This window comes from Rhizobium mesosinicum (assembly GCF_019511345.1).
In the GTDB taxonomy this organism is placed as follows: domain Bacteria; phylum Pseudomonadota; class Alphaproteobacteria; order Rhizobiales; family Rhizobiaceae; genus Rhizobium; species Rhizobium mesosinicum.
Map to the genome: position 1 here is coordinate 344330 of NZ_JAEUAK010000001.1, position 19704 is coordinate 364033.

A 19704-nucleotide genomic window follows, 5' to 3' on the forward strand; every position below is an offset into this window, starting at 1 on the left:
GTGTCTGCGGCGAGGCTTTTTGAGGGCTCGCGATCCCCATATAGACAACCATCAGAAAACTGCTTGACCGCGGTGGTGCAGCGAGTGGGGACATGCGACAGAGTAGCCGTTCGAAATTAGATAACGAGAGGGACAAGCAAAGCAGCATAAGGGTGTTCGAGCGCGAACTTTCCCTTATAATCGCGAGTTATGACCTCCAGTATTTTATGGCCGGTCACTTCCCCTCTTTAGGGCGACCCGGCTTCACCGAGAACCTGATCGCGACAAACTGGCCCTACGCGCTGCGAGCCAGATACGCAGAAACCGACATCTATGCTCAGAGCAAAATCGTCGCGTCGCTAAGAAAATCGATCGTTCCTGTGCAGCACGATCTATTGCACGCGAAAGTGGACGATGAGCAACTCGGGTCCACGGTCTGCGATATGTTCTGCGGCAGAGGCTTCCGCAGAACGGTCGGCCTGTCACTCTACGACGCAAACAGAGCTCAGTACCTCTTTGTCTTTTCGGGGCATAAACCAAGTATAACCGATGATCAAATTCGCGGAATTCTCCTCGACTCGCTGAGAGCGCTGGACAGATTGGGGGCTAGTTCCTCGCAGGCTGTGACGCTAACGCAGCGCGAGACTGAATGCCTGAAGTGGGCGGCTGCAGGAAAAAGCAGCGATGAAATCTCTGTCATACTTTCAATTTCGACGCACACGGTGAATGGCTATTTGAAATCCGCAGTCGCCAAACTGGATTGCGTTTCAAGAACGCATGCCGTGGCGGAAGCATCTAGGCTAAATCTCATTTGACGAGCGGCAACGAGATACGGGCCAATGCTTCGGCTTGAAGCCAGCGGGATACGCAGTTTCTACGAATAACTCACTGCCGGGTTTGGCTGTCGATAACGCGAAGGTCAAGAAAGCAACACAAACGGGCCACCAATCGTAATAAGCAGTGTTATCCTCGCGGCCGCCTTCCGATCACTCACCTGTAGCTTGGAGCGAGCTAATTGCGGCTCGACATAAGATATCAATGCCGATTGGCAGTGCGGCTTCGTCGACCCTGAATTTGGGGTGATGGAGGGGGAAAACGCTCCCGACCGCCTCATTGCGAATACCCAGTCGAAAATAAACGGAGGGCCTTTTGGCGCTGTAGAACGCGAAATCGTCTGCGGCCGTCCAGCCTGGCAACGGAAGAACATTCTCGGAGCCGATGATAGAGCCGGCGGCGTCGGCGAGAATTCTCGTCATTGCTGGATCGTTGATGACAGCTGGTTCGCCTGGTGTTAACTCAAACCGAACGATCGCCCGATGGGCCGCTGCGATTCCTTCAAGGATCTGCAGGATCCGTTCCGTCGCCATTTTCCGGGTGCTGTTATGCCCACTTCGGACTGTCCCCTTGATATGCACCGTGTCGGCGAGAACGTTGTATGCCCCGCCGCCCTGGATTCCAGTTATAGAAACCACCAGTGGGTCATATGGATCTATTTCGCGGGAGACTATCTTCTGCAATTCGGAGACCATCGTACATGCAACGGCGATTGCATCGACGCCTTCCGAAGGCTTGGCGGCGTGCGCCGGTGAGCCGGAAACGGTGACGTCGAAGATATCGGAGGCTAGACTGTAGGGACCCGCCGCCACTCCCATCTTTCCGGTCGGTGTGTAGGGGTCGACATGGATGCCGATGGCATTGTCAATATCGTCAAGCAGCCCCTCTTCGATCACGCGGCGTCCACCGAGAGGTTCCGCTTCTTCCGCGGGCTGAAAGATCAGTCTCACAACCCCGGCGAAGGAATCCCGGATGGAATGCAGGTGCATCGCCGCGCCAAATACCATGGCCGCATGGGCATCGTGCCCACACGCATGCATCACGCCATCGTTCTGCGACGAGAACTCGACACCAGAGGTTTCCACTATCGGCAGAGCATCGATGTCCGCCCGAATCGCGACCTTGCGATTGGAATTGGCCGCAGCCCCGACGATGTCGACGGCCAGACCAAACCCCGCGACTTCGCGGACATCTTCGATTCCATTCTCGAGCAAGAGCGATTTTAGGTAGCGTTGCGTCCCGCGTTCCTCGTTGGACAACTCCGGATTCCGATGAAGGTACCTGCGGACATCGACAACTCGCTGCGCGAGCGAGGTGTTGATCCTTTGAACCTCTCCCCCATCACTCCTTGACATGGATTTCCCTCGGGAAGTTCGTAAGCGTTTCACACCCCGTCTGGGTGACCAGGATAGTCTCGCTTACTTCGATGCCCCAGCCATCCATCCACATTCCCAGGATAGAATGCACGACGTTGCCAGGTTGCAGGATCGTCTTGTCGCCGGGCCGCAGGCTGATCGTGTGTTCGCCCCAATCCGGCGGATACGCGACGCCGATCGAGTATCCAATCCGGGATTCCTTCTTGAGACCGTACTTGGCGATCACGGCTCTCCACGCACCCTCGACGTCTTCGGCGAGAACGCCTGGACGGATGCTATCCAACACCGCGGACATGCCCTCGATCACCGCGTCCGATGTCGTCCTAACTTTCTCCGGCATTTTTCCGAGCTGGAGCGTTCTGGCGAGGCCGGCCGTATAGTGCCTGCAGGCTCCTGCAAGCTCGAGCGCGATCGTCTCGTTTTCCCCGAACCTGCGATCGCTCCACATGATGTGCGGTGCCGATGCGTTCTCGCCTCCGAGAATGGTGGGTGGCAACGCGGTGATGTCACCCGCGAAACCGGGCTGCGAAGCGACCTGCGCTTTTTGAATGGCCGCAATCGCATCGCATTCGCGCACACCGGGAACGATGACGTCATAGGCCGCCTGGACCGCGGCCTCCGCGATTCGCGATGCCTTCCTAAGGTATTCGATTTCGGACGGTGATTTCACGCTTCGGATCCAATTCACCAGAAGATCGGCATCCTGGAACTTCGCGTTTGGCAGTCCCGCGATTAAACGAGCGTGCGCTTTTGCGGAATAATAGTAGGCCTCAAGCTCGATGCCTATTGTCGCACTGCCCCAGCCGCGCTTTGCGATTTGCTCGGCGATCCAATCCATTGGATGGCGATCGGCTCGTTGGACGTAGTCTTCCGGGAAGCCGATGATGTTCGTCGGAGCCATCCACGCGGTCAGGAGGCCGCCGGCGGCGTCCATCGCGCGGCCAATCCACAACGGCTCCTCATCGGCGAGCGGCACAATGACGACTTGAGGTGTATAGAATGACCAGCCGTCGTAGCCCGTAATATAATGCTGGTTGGCAACATCGTTGACGATCAGAAGATCGTAATTCCGGCGCGCCATCTCCTTGCGGATGGCATCCAGCCTGCTCTTATACTCGGTTCGGGAAAACGGCAATTCGACCATATAAAACATCCTGGCTAAAGCAAAAACAACGCGAGGCCTGGTCTATTGGATTGAGGTCCAAAAGCTGGCCCAGGGGCGGACGACGGATAAAGGTGTGCTATCATAGAACCCGCTGGGGGCCCATCTTCCGGCACGTGATGCGCAGGATTGTCCGCGGGGATTGTGATGCCGGCATATATGATCCCATGGTCGGTGCTTCGGCCGCGCTCTTGTTGCCGCTATTGCGCGAAGCAAGCACCATAATAGGAACTGCGTTTTACCTGTCCCTGCAAATATGAGCGTTTCGGCGCTGGAATCCTGCAAAAGAACGCTCATTTTGCAGAATATCTGCACGTGACATCAGCGACGGTCTGTGCTCGTCACTTTCAACTGGACCTTGCCGAGGCTTCCTACGACGATCTAAAGGGGTCGTGGGCATCCCTTCCCTCCAAAACTCAAACTTATTGCGATCAGGTCGCCCGCACGACGAAGGGGTCCTATACAATCCTCAAGGGATGCATAGACATGGAAGCCGACGTCGCTTCGAGCACGCCGGGATTCAAATTTTAGGGCGCTCGTCCTCGACTTTTGCGCGCAAGACCCCCCGAGCTACCGGGTAACTCGTCCGCCGGCAGCCACGATGGCTTCTGCGGTGTCGACGTCTAAACCCGCCGCCTCTCCCAGCTCGACCTCGGCGATCGCAATCCCCGAAGCTTTTATGATTTCCTTTGCCCCCACGTCGCCGGTGAGGGTACGAAGCTCTCCGTAGAGAACACTCGGAAGTATCACCGGATGTCCCGGCTTGCCGTTGGATGTAGCGCGCACAATGCGGTGAGGCTTGCTTCCTTCGAATATCTTGATGAGCCGGTCGATGTCCGAGGGTTTGATCCGGGGCATGTCCGCCAACAAGATCATCACGCCGTCGGCATCAGCGGCCGAGACGCTGACGACACCTGCCGCCAATGAGCTGCCCATTCCGGACGCATATTCCAGGTTCTCTATGATCTGCAAGGGCAAGGCCGTCAGCGCAGCTCTCATCTCCTCTTGTCGATGGCCGACAACGATCGCGACTGATTTGGCCATCGATCGCAAGGCGCTCTCGGCCGCAACTCTGATCAGTGGCACGCCGTCGAATTCCGAGAGAAGCTTGTGATTGCCGCCACCCATTCGGCTTGAGGTGCCGGCCGCCAATATGAGGATGGCGACGCTAGAAGTGGCGTCGTCAGGAGAGATCATTGCGTTCACCAAACGATTGACGGAGACTACCGTGAATTGCTGTGCGCGCTTGCACCGTTAGAACTGGGCTAGCTACGCAAAAAATCAGGCTAGCCCAATGATGTCTCGGTATCTCATCTCCGGACGCAGGGATGCTGACAGAAGATTGTAAACAGCGGGTAAGCATCCGGAACTCTAGTGAACGCCCCAATACCAAGCCGCCCCATTGTCTTATTGGCAAACACGAACCGTTTCGGTGTGCCACCCACCATCGTAGGCATTCGCGACCTGACGATCTTCATACCAGCATCGCGGAGCCGGAGGTGGTGGAGGATCGATGTAACGCGGACCATTGTTTCCGTTTGCGAGCGCGCCGCCGATTAAACCGCCAATGATGCCGGCGGCAACGCCACCCGCTATCGCGCCGCCGTTGTTATGGTGATGATGACGGCTTGGTGGTGGCGGCGGACCATCGTCGTAGTGGCGTCTCCACTCCTGGGCAGAGGCGGTCCCGGTTGCAACAGCCGACACGATGAGTGCCGTGGCAGCCAGATACGAGGTAGAATATTTCATTGTCTTTCCATCGATAACACCGGAAGGGAAACTCGAAGGGATTGGCACCCTGTGAACTCCCCTAGAGCATTTGTTGGCCGTGGTGAGAACCCAGCTCGAGGTATAGGTTGTTCGCAGATCCAGCGAAGTGCTTCAGCGCATCGGAGTCGATGGCCTCTCCTTCGTTCCTCAAATCCGGCGATGCTTGAGCCAAGCCCGGTTATTAGCCTAAAATTGAGGCCTCGGCGATTTGCTGTTAAACGTCCGGAGATCGACGGCTGCCTCGCCGTTCACTTCAACTTATGAGACTATCGAAAAGGCAGCGGCGTCGCTTGGCGATCAAGAGGCGGTGGGGTGAACCAGGACGGAATCCCAACCCATGTTAATATCGGGTATCACTCGGACGTGATCATTGGGACACCCGATAAGTTTGACGAGAAGACCGGACTGTGAGGTTCATTCCCCTGACGTCGTTTCGGCCGCAGCCAAGCCGTTGGGTAAACCTTTGGGCAGTTTGATCATCTGCTCACCGTCCGCCTCCGTCGCTTAGAGCGCTACGAAGAAAACCACCGAAAAGCGGTTCCTAAGGTCTCGAGCCACGTGGCGCGGATGAAACACTTGCGCTCGCGCATGACAGAGATAAGGCGATGCAACCGCCAGGATTCATTCCGGGGTGACCACTATGTTGGGAAACAACGTCAATGATCCCTGGAAGCGCCGGTTGGCTCCGCCGAGGAGATCTTGAACAGTATTGCCCTCAGGGGGCGGGACGGTGAACAACGTGCTGATCTCACCGTCCCGTTCGACGTATGCTTCAAACGCCGGGAATGCATCCAGCGTGACGTCCCAGTCGATTTGGACGATGTCTCCGCCCTCACTTGGAGAGGACGTCAAGGTGAAGGTACCTTCGTAATCGATGTCCGCTGCCGCTGAAACGAGCGGATCGTATGCAGCGGCCTTGAGATAGAAAATCTGGGTGAACGGTACGCCAGGTTCGGGCTCCGAAATCGCTCCCCCCGCCCAAGCGCACCGGTCCAATTCGGCTCGCCCAAAGTCCAGGCGCTCACCTGTATCGATGTCGACTTCTGTCGTGCCTGACGTCCGGTGCTCGCCGATAAAGCTGTCTCTAAGCTGCCAACCTGCAGGAGACCTAACAAGATCGGCGATCGACTGCATACGGCAACTAGCAGAGATATCGGTGTCGAAACCCCTCTGATCCGTGAGGTAGCGGCACCTAGTGGTTTCCCGAGATTTAAAGGATTCAACCGGGCCACCTCCGGAAGCGGGATCGCCGTCAGTCCGGTGAACTCGCCATCAGGAATGGGAACGGTGTAGCCTGGAACTTCAGACGGAATGAATGCATTGAGCCATATCTTCATTGTTTTGCTCACCTTCCATCGTTGTAATGTCTTCGCGACATGGATTTAAATTGTCTGAAAGAGCCGCACCGTTCTGTGCCGCCTTCACAAGGGCGGAAGTGACGGAGGCACTTGGCACAACCACGCGATTACTTGATGTCCCGCTCGTGCCAAAGAACCCGAATGAAATGTCGAGGCGGCGATGCAGAATGGGCCGAGGCTCGTGCTACGCGGCAGCGTCGCGAGATCTGCATCGCTCCAATTTGCCGATATCGCGAGATTTTTGACAACAAGCATGCCGACGGTAACCAGAGTCAGCGGGTCCTTTGGTTGGCTGGCCTTGCCGCTGCTAAGCTCACCCGCTCCGTAACCGGAAAGCTGCCAATCTCGCCTCGACAGAAACATGTCGTCCCACCAAGGACGGTCAAAGCGAACCAGGCAATAGTCGAACTGGACGGAGAATTTGCTTGACGACGGTCTCGCCGATGTAGTTGAGGCGAGGACTGCCCCAGACGCTGAGACCCCATTGTCCGCCACCCGGCCCAACGACGGCCTCCAGCGACGTAGAACGCTTGGATTTTCGAAGGGGTCGTTCTCCAGCGCGGCGGTATCAACCGGAGGAGCGGCAGAAATCGCCGTGAGTAACCGTGACCGGATACCGCTCACTGCCGAAGAGAGAGGCCGAACCTGCAAATGATGCTGATTTCGAACGGCGGACCCGATAGTCGCAGCGCGACTCAGATCGAGGCCCCGTGGGTGCGACCGAAGATGCCCCTCCCGAGTGAGTTCCGTTTGCAGTTCCGCCTCGGTTGCAATGCGGACATACTCCGTCAGCTCGGGATGGGAGGGAGCATAAATCGGTAGGTGATCGTGACCGGGGAACGGATCAGCATCAAGAGCCCGTGCTTTCCGATACCAAATAGGAGGCTTCGGGGCATACCATGGGGGATCGGCTCGCTGTGGAGGGTCATCCCCCGCATCGACCTTGTACACTTGCCACACGTCGGATTCGTCGGCAAACCAGTCTACGGGAACCATTGATGTGGAATAATACATGTCATCGGTTCCGGCTGGCTGAGTTGAGCCGTCGGGGCTCGAAACTAAGACCAGTTCGTTGTTCGACAAAGCTCGCTGCGCCGCCACTTTTGCTGCATCGAAATTGGCCCGGCCCGCGCCGTCGGCGGGCGAGCCGCTGCTTCCGTCGACGACGCCACGGTACCAGCGCGAAAGCTTGCTGCCTCCCCGTGGCAGATAGGTGCCACCTAGAAGGGAACTGGCGGACGGGAGTTGGTCCGCAAGTTCCGCCGCCCGTTGGTGTGCGAGCAGGTCGCCAACGGGGCCGCCGCCATCAGGTCCGAGGAACTCCCTCGTGCTCAGCGGAAACCCAAGAGGGTCGAAGATCAGGAGCAGGCTTCCCGCCCCCCCATCTCCGCCCAGCGGAAATTTCGAGGCAAAAAACTGCTGCAGGGAGGAGGCCAAGTCATCGATTGTCGTCGGCATGGCGGCAAATCCTACTCCTGTGGCAGGCTCTCGTCGTCCTGCGGAGGGCAAAACGGGATGATCTCGCCAAGAAAGGCCACGATCTGCGCCCCGTTGATGAAAAGGGTGTCTCCCTCGAAGTACGCTCCGAAATCGTTACGGACATCGCTCCCGCTCTCGTCGCGAAAATCACCCTGGTAATGGGAGTCATTACGCGAATATCCTCCCGTGAGGGAAAGCGGTCCCCATACCGGAATGCTCACATTGCCGTTGATCGAGCTTCCGCCGCTGCTATCCGATCTTCCGTTAGCGTTCCAGTAGCTCTGGAGCGTGTCGCGGGTGGTCCCCCATTTGCTTGTCGTGATCCGAACGTTTCGAATAACTAGAACCGCGGTGGGGATCATTGGCAGTTTTCGATCTGCATCTTGCAATTGATCATCGATCTTGCCAGTGCTGATACATCCCTTCCGCTCACCCGGAATATACCAATTCTTCAACTGGAACAGGTCGGTGACCATCCATGGGCGCGCGATTTCACACAGCCCGTACTGCAGTTCGATTGACAAGTCTGTGGCATCGTCGCGGAATTTGCTGCCGTCGGAAGCGGTGCTGGAAAAGTTCGCGTGCGATTGGCTGTCCCATTCCGAATACGAACCAGCGAAACCGAATCCGCACACGCCGATACCCGCACTGCCGCTACTTGACGAGGAATTTCCAGCCCACTCGCCTGAATTCAGATTGTATCCGTGCTGCTCAAAATGGCTCCGGTAAGTGCGGGCATCGTGCTTCAAGGTCGTCCAGCCGATATCGTCTACCTCGATCTGTGCCCACTCGCTCGGGAAGATGAACGTGTAGGGCATTTTCGCTGCCTCGAGGCCAGCCAGTCCCGGAAGGTCCACCTGCCACGACTCACGAATTTGCTTTGCGCGTTCAATCGCGCCTTGTTCCAGAGGAATGCCGATCGCCGCCCGCGCGGCAAGCGCCGCCTCGACCTCGGCTGCGCCTTGTGTCTTCCATTTGTTGAAGGCCTGGTTGAGTTTTGCCGAAAGCGGGCCGAGCAATACGGACGCCGATGCGGCTCTTTCCGGGTCGTTTAATATTGTTATCTCCGCGGCGGCCTTCGCAGCGCGTGCTTCCGCATACGCTTGCTGATTCCGCTGGTAGCGGGCGTAGACAGGGGTGTCGTCGCCGTTCTCGTCGTAGAGAACTGCCAGAGCGGCATCGATACGCGCTTGTTCGGCGGCAGGTCGAGGTGGCGGCGGCTTTGCGGACATCGCGTCCAGTATCATGTTGTACTGGAAGCTCAGGTGCCGGCCGCCTCCCGAATAAAACTGTGTTGTACCGTCGTTGGTGACCAGCAGCAACTTGTCGAACATCGAGAACGTTTTAAACGCTGCCTCGTAGGCGCGTCGTGCGATCACACTTGTGGGTTCTCCAGGTTGGGTGGAGCCGTCTGGCGGGCGCTGCCCGGAACTTAACCCGGCGATACCTCCGATTGGGCTCCAAGGCTTCGCGAAGTCACTGGGACTTACCATAAGACCTGGCGACATCTGGCAATAGACATAACCGGTGGTTGCGGTGCCGTCCGTTCGAGTCGGCCGTGATTGCTTGATAAAGGTGATGATCTCGCTAAGTACGCTCGCGGCGAGTACCCGAGGTTCACTATCAATGCTCATTTCAGCACCCCTCAGTGGACGGTCGAAATAGTGGCAGTTGGCGTGGTCAGCCTCACGTGCGGCTATTGATCCAAGAAGACGCGTCGCTCCGCATCCCCAAGATTGGGGAGAAAATCGCGTTCTACTGAGCCCATTTCCTGAAGCAGGTCCCATGCGACTTTAACGTGACAATATGGCGTGCTAGATTGTGCGCATTAGTTGTGCTCATTTGTATCGGGTTCTGGGCAATGGTGGCTAGCAACGCGCTCTCCGATCTCATCGGAATGATCTACGACTGTTCGATCGACGCCGCACAATGGGACTCAACTTTGCGCCGAATGGCGTCCGTTCTGGGATACGATCGCCTCTTGCTGACTTTGAACGATCTACGCCAGGATCGCTTGTTGATTTGCCGAAGTGTCGGCTGGGACGCAAGGTGGCTCGAAGAGCGGAATAAACACCTCCCAGAAATTCACGGAAAGCTGGCGCACTGGCTCTTGCACAGGACCTCCCTGGACGGTCCCTTCGTTGCTACTCGGGAAATTCCGGCCCACGAACTTAGCAAATCCAGCTATTACAATAGCTGCCTTCGTCCCCAAGGAATCGGTGACGTGATGCACTGGTGCCTTCTTGTTACCCGGTCGCACTTTTCGGAGGTTGTGCTTACAAAACAAGCTGCGCAAGGAGCGATCACCGACGAGGAGATCGAGGTCAGTTCGTTCCTTATACCGCATCTGCGGCGGGCCATGACTATCGGCAATGCGGTGGACCTGCAATCGGTTGAGTTGAGCATGATGTCGGGAACCCTGGACGCGCTTAAAAGCGGCGTACTTTTTGCCGACGCGCGGAGAAATGTTCTCCTGGCGAACAGGACGGCGGCAACCTTGCTGCGGGAGAACACCATTCTGTGCCTCCGCGATGGTCGACTTAGCGCAGTCTGCAGGCGGGCCAACGATGAACTCAAGGCCGCAATCGAATTAGCCACCACTGGTGGCGATCCGGGCGAAGTCGGAATCTCCATCAACCTGACCGACACAGGCCAACCAATCTTTGCACATGTCCTTTCAATGACGGGCACGGAGCTCAGATCGAGGCTGAAACCATCGTCGGCCGTGGCCGTTTTCGTCGATGCCAATCGAGATGCGAGTACCATCCCACCTGCGTTCGCAGCCGCGTTTCGCCTAACACCGACGGAAGGAAAGGTCCTTGAAGAATTAACAATTGGGCATGCACCGGAAGAAATCGCAAGCGGGCTTGGAGTAGCCATTTCCACGGTGAGGACTCACATAAAGAACCTGTTTGTGAAGACCGGAGTGAGCCGCCAGTCCGATCTCATACGCCTTGCGATCCAATCGGTACCGCCAATCAAATTGACGAGTGACACAGCCACTGACCGAGCTTTTCCCTGATGCGGTTTGCCATTCCCGCCCAACTCTATCGTGCCGAGGCCAAACGCGCATTATTTCCTCGGCGAATTGATCCAGCCGCAGCATGGGCCATGTCGTACCCCCCATATCTCTGCGCAGCTCTGTGACATCGACGAGGACGGCCTATCCCATGTGACGGGCGGGAAGTTTGCCGCGATCATCCGGCCTCGGTCCAATTCAACCGAAGCCTACCGTGTCTGAGGGTTTAGCTTGGATACCAACGTGTATAGCGCCGGGTGAGGTTGCGGACATCGCCGGGTTGAGGCTTCGGCACGATCACGCGGGCCTGCTGGATCAGCGTGAATTCCAAGGCATCTTTGCCTTGAACAATCCTTCGCAAGTTCCCCAGGAACACACCCACGTCACCGAAGTAGTTCGGGTAGGTACGCACCAGGTTCTCGACGCGCGAGACTTCTACGGTGACGACCTTTGATCGCGTAAGACCATCCTCGATTTGCCGCTCGATTATCGCGAGACGCGCCTGAAGCGCCAATATTTCAGAGAACCTCTCGACGGCTACGGTGTGATCTTCGTTGTTATAAACGATCAAGAAGAACTTGCCGTCGCCATAAAGGTGCGTCTCTGCATAGGTGGTGGCTGTTCGAATATTCTCCAGCGTGGAGATCGCGTCGAGCTTCGCTTCCAATGCTTTGATTTCAGAAATACGGAACGGTCGGTCAGGCACGCCAGGACCGACCGGGCAACCCTCGACGTAGGCGAATTCTCCCGACATAAGCTTGAACAGACGCAGCCATTCGGCGCTGCCACGATGATGTTTCAAGTCTTCGCCGTTGAACAAACTCACCGCCTCTACTGCGGTCGCCCATGAGTGTTGAAGGCGTGTACGGATTTGAAATTCTACGCGGCGACCGGCGAAGACCGACTGCTCCTTCGTTCGGGGGCGGAACTCGAAAGAGACGTGGTGACTACGATAGCCATCCTCCTTGGGCTCATCGATGTAGGGCCACTGTCGCCTGTCATGATGAGGAAAATCTTCATTGATCTCGGCGAGCATCGATCGAACGCCAGCGATGTCGTCAAGAATGGCGCGGCAGCCTCCGATATCCTGCATGCGGTCCAGGTGGATGTCGGAGTCGCGGAGTTTCCGTCGAATACTGGCCATCCGTTTTGGCCGAGCCGCCATATCACCTTTGATGCCAATCTTCCGCATGCGATACGCGACAGAGAGATAAACAGAGCGCATCGGGAAGAAATGGCTGTCGCGCCATGAATTGGCGACGGCGAATACATGGTGGGCATCCCGCCAATCGACGTCGGGCGTCAGGCGAAGGTCGTCCTTCAGCCTTTTTCCTGCTGCTCGCACTTCATGCATGCTGAATTGAAGTTCGGGATAAATCGGCATGACGAATCAGTCCAAAGTGTCGCTCGGTATTTTAGCATTTGGCTATGGCGCAATCATCGCCCCGAAAGCGAAGTACACATTTCGATACTCCGAAAGTCCGCCATAGTGACGCCATAGAGTTCGGACCAATACCGCTTGTATAACGAGCGGATGCTGAAAAATGAGACTGCTGGCTCTTCTTGCTGTGGCCGTTTTGCTAACGATGGTTCAAGCCAAAGCCCAGGCTTATTCGTAATCGCCACGCGCGAGCACACACTTGTTTACACGACAGCAAGCGGAGAGCAATTCGCTTACCCCATCGCTGTTGGCCGTGAAGGGAAGCAATGGTACGGCACGACCCGCGTGGTGTCGAAGCGCGAGCATCCCGAGTGGCGGCCGACGGCCACTATGCGCCAGAAGAACCCACGGCTTCCAGCGGTCGTGAAGGCTGGCCCCGCAAACCCGGGGACACGAGTGATCGTCCAGCGGTAATCGCATCGGTAAGCGTCGCTGACCCAGCATTGTGTGCCGCGCGAAAACTTCAGACTATACCGTGGCCTACGAGTTCTCGGCCCTGTTGCAGACGAACGCGATCGTGTCGCGGTCCAGATTGCGCACGCACGCATGCTCCCCACAAGCCTTCGCTCTGGCCGCCCTCGTCGACCCAACCGGAGCGAATGAGCTTGCCACCTGCTTGAGAGTGGGGTGCAATTTTCTCTAATATAGCTGAACTCCAAAACTGAAACTGAAATAGTTCGCGATAAACGGGAATCATTTCCCAATTTTAGATCGCTTTTATTTTCCGCTTATCACAGTTTGTCCCATCAATTCAAACGTTTCATATGCTCGATACATGACTCCTCGCAGGTTGCGCTTTTAATCGGTAGCCGAGAATGTCTCGACCGCAGTGCTCGCGTAATTTACCCAAATGGGAGGGAATATGCGCAGGAAAAGTGGAGCAGTACAGCGCGTCGGCTTCCTCGCCGTTGCGATTGGGCTGATCGGTTTTTCTGGTTTCATCAACGTGCTCGGCTTTACCGGCCCGTTGTTTATGCTGGAAGTCTATGACCGGGTGATCCCCAGCGGCAGCTTGCCAACGCTCGTATCATTGTCGTTTTTAGCAGTAGGTCTCTATGGCTTCTCTGGCGTTCTCGACGTGGTGCGCGGCAGGATGCTGTCGAGAATAGCGGGTATCGTAGACCTGTCGCTATCGCGCCGAGTGCTCAGCGTTATTGCTGGAGCGTCACTTCGAACGCAAATGAATGGCGATATCCTGAGGCCTGCGCAGGAAATGGATCAGATCCGCATGTTCCTTAGCGGTGCTGGACCTGTTGCCCTTCTCGATCTTCCATGGGTGCCGGTCTATCTGGCCGTTTGCTTCTTTCTTCACCCTTTGATCGGCGGCCTTGCTGCATGTGCGGTCGTGATCCTGGTCGGGCTGACGGTTGCAACTGAGATCTTGGCGCGAGCACGGACCAAGCAAATCGCAGGTGCCGTAGCGACACGCAATCGGCTTGGCGAAGCAGCGCATCGCAACGCAGAAGCAATTTTGGCAATGGGCATGCAGAAGCATGTGGAAAGGCGTTGGACAGATGCGCACGGAGTCCTGACCGATCTGTACCGGCAGAACGGCGACGTCGCCAGTCTGTTTGCCACTACATCGAAGACGCTTCGGCAGGCCGTGCAGTCGGGGTCTTTGGCAGTCGGTGCTTATCTTGTCGTCCACGGCGACATGAGCGGCGGTATGATCATCGCCGCCTCGATCGTCGTCGCGCGTGCACTGCAGCCAATCGAACAGGTGATCAGCTGCTGGCGAGGCATGATCGCCGCGCGACAGGCATGGCAGCGGCTGCAAGAGGCTTTCAAGCTATTTCCCGATCCCGCGAAGCGAACCGACCTTCCTGCGCCTAAAATGTCGCTTTCGGCCGAAGGTGTATTCGCGGCACCTCCAGGCGAACGACAAAGGATGACGGTGCAGAATGTTAGCTTTGGTGTCCAGGCCGGAACGGTCGTCGGGATCATCGGACCAAGTGCTTCCGGAAAATCCTCCCTGGTTCGCGCCATCACCGGTGTCTGGCCTTTGGCACGCGGAAAGGTAAGCCTTGACGGTGCCAGTCTCGATCAATGGGCGGAGGAAAAGCGTGGCAGGCATATCGGTTACATGCCTCAAAGCTCCGATCTTTTTCCTGGCACGATCGCTGAGAATATCGGACGTCTTTCGGATATGCCCGATGATCGAATGGTGATTGCAGCGGCCAAAATGGCCGGCATACACGAGATGGTCGTAGCTCTGCCTGATGGTTACGAAACCGACGTGGGCGACGGCGGGCTTAACCTCTCCGCAGGCCAACGTCAGCGGATCGCTCTCGCCCGGGCTCTCTACGGCGATCCATTCCTTGTTGTACTCGATGAACCGAACTCAAACCTGGACGCGGATGGCGACAAGGCATTGGCGGATGCCATGTCAGCGGTCAAGCTCCGCGGCGGGATCGTCATTGTCGTCGCGCACCGTAACAGTGTGTTGGCACAACTCGACCTCCTGCTGGTGATGGAGAACGGTGTTGCCAAGGCCTTCGGCCGACGCGACGAGATTCTCAAGACGCTGCAGCAGCAAAAACCGCGAGTGTTGCGCCCGGCGACTTCTCCCAACCTGACCCTGATCGAAGGGGAGATGCAGTCATGACCAGCGATCCGACGACGCTTCTTCTTCGCTCGCTGCGCCGCAACCTTGTAGCTGGAACGATCAGCATCGCGGTCATCTTCGGCGGCATGGGTGGATGGGCAGCCACGACCGAGCTATCGGGTGCGGTGATTGCGAACGGTATCTTGGTAGTCGATGGGAATGTCAAAAAGGTGCAGCATCCGTCGGGCGGTATAGTCTCGGAACTTCTGGTAAAGGAGGGCCAGCCCGTCGTAGCAGGGGATGTGATCGTACGACTAGACGCTACGGTCGCACTCGCCAATCTTTCCGCCATATCGAAGAACCTCAACTACCTTTACGCCCGCCAGTCGCGCCTCGAAGCCGAGCGAGACAATCTTCCCCGTGTCGAAGTCCCCGCATTTCTTCTTCAGCGACTCTCGGGCGAAGAGGCCCGGGTGACGATGGTGAGCGAGAACCGGCTTTTCGAGGAGAGGAAGGAGTCGCGAGACGGTCAAAGGGCACGGCTGCGGGAGCAAATAGCGCAGCTCCGCGAGCAGATTAGCGGCCTCGACGTTCAACAGGAAGCTAAAGGGGAGGAGATCGGGCTCGTTGGCAAAGAACTGGAGGGCCTGCGTCGGCTGTTCGAGGTCGGTGGTATCACTATGAGTCAGGTCAACGCCCTGGAGCGCAATGCCGCGCGCTTGCGCGGAGAGCGCGGCCAATTGATCGCCTCAATGGCCGCAGCCCATGGCCGCATCGCGGAGATCGAGCTTCAACTTCTTCAGGTCGATCAGTCTATGCGTGCCGAAGTGGCAGCTGAACTGCGCGATGTCGAAAACGAAGAGGCAAAACTCATCGAGCAAGAGGTCACGGCTAGTGACCAACTCCGACACATTGATATTAGGGCCCCAGTCGATGGTGTTGTCCACGAATTGTCGATTCATACAGTCGGGGGCGTGATAACACCTGCCGAGACGCTCATGACGATCGTGCCGCAGCACGACAATCTTACCGTCGAAGCGCGTGTCGCTCCGAAGGACATCGATCAATTGGCGGTCGGTCAGGGGGCGAGGCTCATGCTGACTGCATTCAATAGAAACACCACCCCGGAACTGCAGGGTTCGTTGGTTCGCATTTCAGCGGATTTGGAGACCGACCAACAGACCGGGGCCAACTTCTACCGTGCCTCGGTTTCCATACCTCAAACCGAGCTTGAGCGCTTGAAAGGCTTGGCGCTGTTGCCTGGCATGCCTGTCGAAATCTTCATACGCACGGGCGACCGCACGGTGCTGTCCTACTTCGTAAAGCCCATACGGGATCACGCCAATCGCGTTTTCCGTCAGGACTAACAACTACCGAACATAGCGGTCTTTTCAAAGATCGCACCGAGACGCGGACGCGGCAAACGAGACCGTTTGTGGCTCAGGAATGCCGTGTCCGCAAACAGGCCGACGAATGGTTTGTCGGCATAATAGGAGCACGAAAATGGCTGATGTATACGGCACCCCCTTGGGCGACTTCCTGATCGGAACGACCTATATGGGGGTGGACCTAAGCGACAACATCTATGGCTACGGTGGCAATGACACCATCGTCGGCGGCGGCGGCAGCGATCAAATCTACGGTGGGGAAGGCGATGACACTATTTACGCCAGCTACCCTGAAATGGACGTCTCGGCTGGCGGCGTCGATGTCGTCTACGGTGAAGCAGGCAACGATACCATCTATCTCGGCCCCGGCTTCAATTCCGTCTTCGGGGGAGCCGACAACGATATCTTCGTGTCCTATGGCGTAGGAAACGGAAACTACGATGGCGGCAGCGGCAATGACGCTATCGTCCTCCTAAACTACAACGGCTGGGACGGCGGACACCCGTCGGAATCTCTGCTTCAGATCGGCACGATCACCGATGTCGAACTGATCCAGAGCCAGAGCACCCTCCCGTCGTATATCGTCCTCACTGGCGGCACTGTCGACTTCACTCATAGCACGATCATCGACTTCGACGGAATCCGCGGCGATGACACGCTTGGAGATACCATCTATGCGTCCCGCTTCTATAACAGTGCCACGAACACTTTTTCTGGCGCGATCGTCGATGGTCAGGGTGGCGATGATACGATCTTCGGTTCTATCTTGGGCGACACCCTTCGTGGCGGAACCGGAAACGACATCCTCCTCGGCGGCGCGGGTAACGATTCCCTCTATGGAGGCACAGGCGCGGACTGGTTTTGGTTCGAAGTAGGTCAAGGTATCGACACCATCTATGATTGGGCCGATGGTATCGACAAAATCGTCGTCGGCTCGTCCGTCACGCTCGTGAACCTCTATAACTCTGGCGGCTCCGCACTTCTGCAGTTCGATGATGGAAGCGCACACTATACCTACGCCCTTCTGAACGGTGTCTCGCCGACCGCGATCGACGGCTCCGATCTGCTCTTTGCATAAGAGGAATTGAAGAGGCCCAGATCGATTTCGAACTGGGCCTCTTTCGCGAATACTCCAGGATTTAACTGGGCCTCAAAAGCCAAATGCGTCTCGCCACTTGTCATTCCAAGCTGCGAAGTCCTTCGACGCTTTTCCAAAATTGCTGTTGTTCAGCATTGCGGATGCCGCTTTCAGCTCATCCGTATTGCTCCCATCCGACCTGCTGATGATCATCCCCGCCTCGATCAGTGAGGACTGGGCCGTCTTCAATCCCGTCATAAGGGTCTTACTGGTGCTGTTTCCATTTTTGTCCTCGATGTTCGAGATGATCGCGCCACCGTTTCCAAGCTGGAAGCCGATCACGAATTCGCCGTCGCCGAACTTGGATCTGTTGTCGCGGATCAGGCGCTGAATGGCATTGGCGATCGCATTGTCATCGCTGATACTGGGATTCTTCGCCTTTTCGGCTTTGACTAGCGAGGCAAATTTATCTCCATCGTCATTGATGAGCTTCTTGATGACGTCGGCGACGCCGGCATCGCTAGATTTGAAGCTCCCCGAATCCAGGAAATCAAGCGCGCTCGAGACAATCCCGTCATTGCTCTCTTTGACGTCGAGCAGCGCGTTGTTGATAGTCGACGCCGCCTGGGTCTTTACGGCGCTTGTTTGACTGGAAATGCCGTTAGCGATGGCTGCGATAGCGTCGGCAGCCGATTTCCCGGCTTGCTGTTTGTTGGGAAGCAGCGATGCGTTCGTCTGCTGCAGGATGAGCAGTGCCGCATTGTTCGCTGAAGAAATCGCGGTCATTTTCGTTCCTCTGGTACCGGAACTCCCTCCATCGGAATTCGCGACACGGAAGAGCTTGGGGCATCATGCCTGAGCAACGTGAGACGTTAGTTTTCACAACTTTGAATTTTGCGTGTTAACAAAACGCTTACTCCGCGAGCTAAATCCTGAACCCGATAGCTACGGACACAGGATAAAGTTGACGCGCGATGGACATTGCCCAACCGCCAATTGTTTTACAATCTCCGAAGATTCCTATGTTTTTAACCAAGCGTTTACCACCAAGCCCAGGTGACAGCGATAAAATTGGTTCGAGAACGGCCGGGGGCTAGGCGCAGGCCAGGTCGAATATGGAACTCAGAGGCCCGTCAGGCGCAAGCAACCCCAGGCTCGCCATCAGCAGCATGCGTGAATTCGTCGATATCAGCCTCAGATCGAGTGCCCGCTTCACAGCTTCCGCCTTTGTGCGGCAACCAAGTCTTGCCTGAGCATTGTCGAGATGCATTCGCACTGTGTGGATGGAAAGGTTCGTCATCCCTGCGATCGCCTTGGGGGCATGTCCTTGCGCAAGGAGGGACAAGAGGCGCTTGCCTTGAGGTGTCAATCGCGGTGAAGACACGGGATTTTGGTTGATGGAATGCACTTTGACGTGCAAACGCTGGCCGAGAAAGGCCAGGTCAGGTGCTCTCCTTTGAGAAAAGCGTCTCCAGTTCTCGTCATCTATGTGGTCGGCGGAGAAAGCCAGAACTCCGAATTCACCTTCGGCACTGAAGCACGGGATCGAGTACCCGCGTCGCCCAAATCCGAACTTATCGAGGTCTTTAAAGTAGCGCCTCAGAACTGAAGACGAGCGGTCCAACTGACCCCAATCAACTGGTAGCGCTGTTTTCCTTACTTCGATGACAGCAGGGTCAATCGATATGTATCCGCGTTCGAGATATCGTTCACGCCAGGCGGGATCTGCTGTGGTTAGGAGTATATTTTCGTCTCCTGAACCTGCCTGTCGCACAGTGTGGTAGGTAAGATGCGCGACGGCAAAGCGATCCCGAAGCTCGTAAAGGACCGCGTGCAGGTCATCGAGTCCGGTAGCTGAATCAATTGCTGACGACCCGAACGACAAGATTTCTTCTCGGTCCATGAACTCTCCCCCACGATTCAGAGGCCGATAAAGAATGCAATCATAGGTCAGTTTCAACCCTAAATTTTAACAAGAAAAAGCACGTTTTGATTGTCTAATTTAGAGCCATTCGACTGCTGTTTACCGTCCGAAACGTCGAAATATGTGTGGAATATCCAAACACGGTCGAACCGAACGGTAAAAATCACGGCGGCGACGGCGCTTCACAAGGTTCCGCCAGCTGCTCGAAGAGACCAATAAGTCGTTTGCAGCACTTCGAAATACCGTCCGTTCTTGGACATGGACCGCCTCAATCTGTGCCGTCAAACTTGAGCCCTCTTCGTGAGACCGAACCAGCATTCGTCCGAGGCGATCAGCGCGCAGGAGAAGCTA

General features: G+C 56.6%; 15 protein-coding genes and 1 pseudogene. 6 read left to right on the forward strand and 10 right to left on the reverse strand.

Annotated features, from left to right (window positions below; genetic code table 11):
- Positions 1-152 precede the first annotated feature (152 nt).
- Positions 153-794, forward strand: coding sequence for a helix-turn-helix transcriptional regulator (locus tag JNB85_RS31055; protein WP_220332648.1), 642 nt, complete (start codon positions 153-155; stop codon positions 792-794).
- A gap of 171 nt (positions 795-965) precedes the next feature.
- Here JNB85_RS31055 and JNB85_RS01650 read toward each other — a convergent pair whose 3' ends face one another.
- From JNB85_RS01650 to JNB85_RS01680, 7 genes are all read right to left on the reverse strand, one after another.
- Positions 966-2168 carry a M20 metallopeptidase family protein gene (locus tag JNB85_RS01650; RefSeq protein ID WP_220332649.1) on the reverse strand — a complete coding sequence of 401 codons (1203 nt, stop codon included), beginning with the start codon at positions 2166-2168 and terminating at the stop codon, positions 966-968.
- Positions 2155-3333, reverse strand: coding sequence for a M24 family metallopeptidase (locus JNB85_RS01655; RefSeq protein ID WP_220332650.1), 1179 nt, complete (start codon positions 3331-3333; stop codon positions 2155-2157). The genes JNB85_RS01650 and JNB85_RS01655 overlap by 14 nt, the downstream gene beginning before the upstream one ends.
- Before the next feature lie 588 nt (positions 3334-3921).
- On the reverse strand, positions 3922-4548 hold the full coding sequence (locus JNB85_RS01660) for a nucleotidyltransferase family protein (RefSeq protein WP_220332651.1): 627 nt from the start codon (positions 4546-4548) through the stop codon (positions 3922-3924).
- A gap of 210 nt (positions 4549-4758) precedes the next feature.
- Complete coding sequence (locus tag JNB85_RS01665; protein WP_220332652.1) at positions 4759-5100, reverse strand: hypothetical protein; 342 nt, start codon at positions 5098-5100, stop codon at positions 4759-4761.
- A 642-nt stretch (positions 5101-5742) separates the two neighbouring features.
- Positions 5743-6255: a hypothetical protein gene (locus JNB85_RS01670; protein WP_220332653.1), complete on the reverse strand. Its 513-nt coding sequence runs from the start codon at positions 6253-6255 to the stop codon at positions 5743-5745.
- A 287-nt stretch (positions 6256-6542) separates the two neighbouring features.
- Positions 6543-7937, reverse strand: coding sequence for a hypothetical protein (locus JNB85_RS01675; protein WP_220332654.1), 1395 nt, complete (start codon positions 7935-7937; stop codon positions 6543-6545).
- A gap of 11 nt (positions 7938-7948) precedes the next feature.
- Positions 7949-9592, reverse strand: coding sequence for a hypothetical protein (locus tag JNB85_RS01680; protein ID WP_220332655.1), 1644 nt, complete (start codon positions 9590-9592; stop codon positions 7949-7951).
- Positions 9593-9819: 227 nt separating this feature from the next.
- Here JNB85_RS01680 and JNB85_RS01685 point away from each other — a divergent pair, with 227 nt between their 5' ends.
- A complete protein-coding gene (locus JNB85_RS01685; protein WP_220332656.1) occupies positions 9820-10980 on the forward strand; it encodes a helix-turn-helix transcriptional regulator in 1161 nt (386 codons plus the stop codon).
- Positions 10981-11203: 223 nt separating this feature from the next.
- Here JNB85_RS01685 and JNB85_RS01690 read toward each other — a convergent pair whose 3' ends face one another.
- Positions 11204-12361 carry a RelA/SpoT domain-containing protein gene (locus JNB85_RS01690; RefSeq protein ID WP_220332657.1) on the reverse strand — a complete coding sequence of 386 codons (1158 nt, stop codon included), beginning with the start codon at positions 12359-12361 and terminating at the stop codon, positions 11204-11206.
- A gap of 222 nt (positions 12362-12583) precedes the next feature.
- Here JNB85_RS01690 and JNB85_RS30535 point away from each other — a divergent pair.
- The 4 genes and pseudogenes from JNB85_RS30535 to JNB85_RS01705 form a co-directional block, all read left to right on the forward strand.
- Positions 12584-12820, forward strand: a pseudogene (locus JNB85_RS30535) (L,D-transpeptidase); the annotation flags it as partial.
- A 460-nt stretch (positions 12821-13280) separates the two neighbouring features.
- A complete protein-coding gene (locus JNB85_RS01695) occupies positions 13281-15023 on the forward strand; it encodes a type I secretion system permease/ATPase (protein ID WP_220332658.1) in 1743 nt (580 codons plus the stop codon).
- Positions 15020-16330, forward strand: coding sequence for an HlyD family type I secretion periplasmic adaptor subunit (locus tag JNB85_RS01700; RefSeq protein ID WP_220332659.1), 1311 nt, complete (start codon positions 15020-15022; stop codon positions 16328-16330). Before JNB85_RS01695 ends, JNB85_RS01700 begins: the two co-directional genes overlap by 4 nt.
- A gap of 136 nt (positions 16331-16466) precedes the next feature.
- On the forward strand, positions 16467-17429 hold the full coding sequence (locus JNB85_RS01705) for a calcium-binding protein (RefSeq protein ID WP_220332660.1): 963 nt from the start codon (positions 16467-16469) through the stop codon (positions 17427-17429).
- A gap of 72 nt (positions 17430-17501) precedes the next feature.
- On the opposite strand, the gene JNB85_RS01710 is transcribed toward JNB85_RS01705, so the two are convergent.
- Together JNB85_RS01710 and JNB85_RS01715 are read right to left on the reverse strand one after the other, a co-directional pair.
- A complete protein-coding gene (locus JNB85_RS01710) occupies positions 17502-18215 on the reverse strand; it encodes a hypothetical protein (RefSeq protein ID WP_220332661.1) in 714 nt (237 codons plus the stop codon).
- 307 nt (positions 18216-18522) lie between these two features.
- Positions 18523-19332 carry a helix-turn-helix transcriptional regulator gene (locus JNB85_RS01715; RefSeq protein WP_220332662.1) on the reverse strand — a complete coding sequence of 270 codons (810 nt, stop codon included), beginning with the start codon at positions 19330-19332 and terminating at the stop codon, positions 18523-18525.
- Positions 19333-19704: the final 372 nt, after the last annotated feature.

Excerpts from the sequence above, each read along its gene's own strand:
- JNB85_RS01650 (WP_220332649.1), bottom strand. The coding sequence starts at position 2,168 with ATGTCAAGGAGTGATGGGGGAGAGGTTCAAAGGATCAACACCTCGCTC.
- JNB85_RS01655 (WP_220332650.1), bottom strand. The coding sequence starts at position 3,333 with ATGGTCGAATTGCCGTTTTCCCGAACCGAGTATAAGAGCAGGCTGGAT.
- JNB85_RS01660 (WP_220332651.1), bottom strand. The coding sequence starts at position 4,548 with ATGATCTCTCCTGACGACGCCACTTCTAGCGTCGCCATCCTCATATTG.
- JNB85_RS01665 (WP_220332652.1), bottom strand. The coding sequence starts at position 5,100 with ATGAAATATTCTACCTCGTATCTGGCTGCCACGGCACTCATCGTGTCG.
- JNB85_RS01670 (WP_220332653.1), bottom strand. The coding sequence starts at position 6,255 with ATGCAGTCGATCGCCGATCTTGTTAGGTCTCCTGCAGGTTGGCAGCTT.
- JNB85_RS01675 (WP_220332654.1), bottom strand. The coding sequence starts at position 7,937 with ATGCCGACGACAATCGATGACTTGGCCTCCTCCCTGCAGCAGTTTTTT.
- JNB85_RS01680 (WP_220332655.1), bottom strand. The coding sequence starts at position 9,592 with ATGAGCATTGATAGTGAACCTCGGGTACTCGCCGCGAGCGTACTTAGC.
- JNB85_RS01685 (WP_220332656.1), top strand. The coding sequence starts at position 9,820 with ATGGTGGCTAGCAACGCGCTCTCCGATCTCATCGGAATGATCTACGAC.
- JNB85_RS01690 (WP_220332657.1), bottom strand. The coding sequence starts at position 12,361 with ATGCCGATTTATCCCGAACTTCAATTCAGCATGCATGAAGTGCGAGCA.
- JNB85_RS01695 (WP_220332658.1), top strand. The coding sequence starts at position 13,281 with ATGCGCAGGAAAAGTGGAGCAGTACAGCGCGTCGGCTTCCTCGCCGTT.
- JNB85_RS01700 (WP_220332659.1), top strand. The coding sequence starts at position 15,020 with ATGACCAGCGATCCGACGACGCTTCTTCTTCGCTCGCTGCGCCGCAAC.
- JNB85_RS01705 (WP_220332660.1), top strand. The coding sequence starts at position 16,467 with ATGGCTGATGTATACGGCACCCCCTTGGGCGACTTCCTGATCGGAACG.
- JNB85_RS01710 (WP_220332661.1), bottom strand. The coding sequence starts at position 18,215 with ATGACCGCGATTTCTTCAGCGAACAATGCGGCACTGCTCATCCTGCAG.
- JNB85_RS01715 (WP_220332662.1), bottom strand. The coding sequence starts at position 19,332 with ATGGACCGAGAAGAAATCTTGTCGTTCGGGTCGTCAGCAATTGATTCA.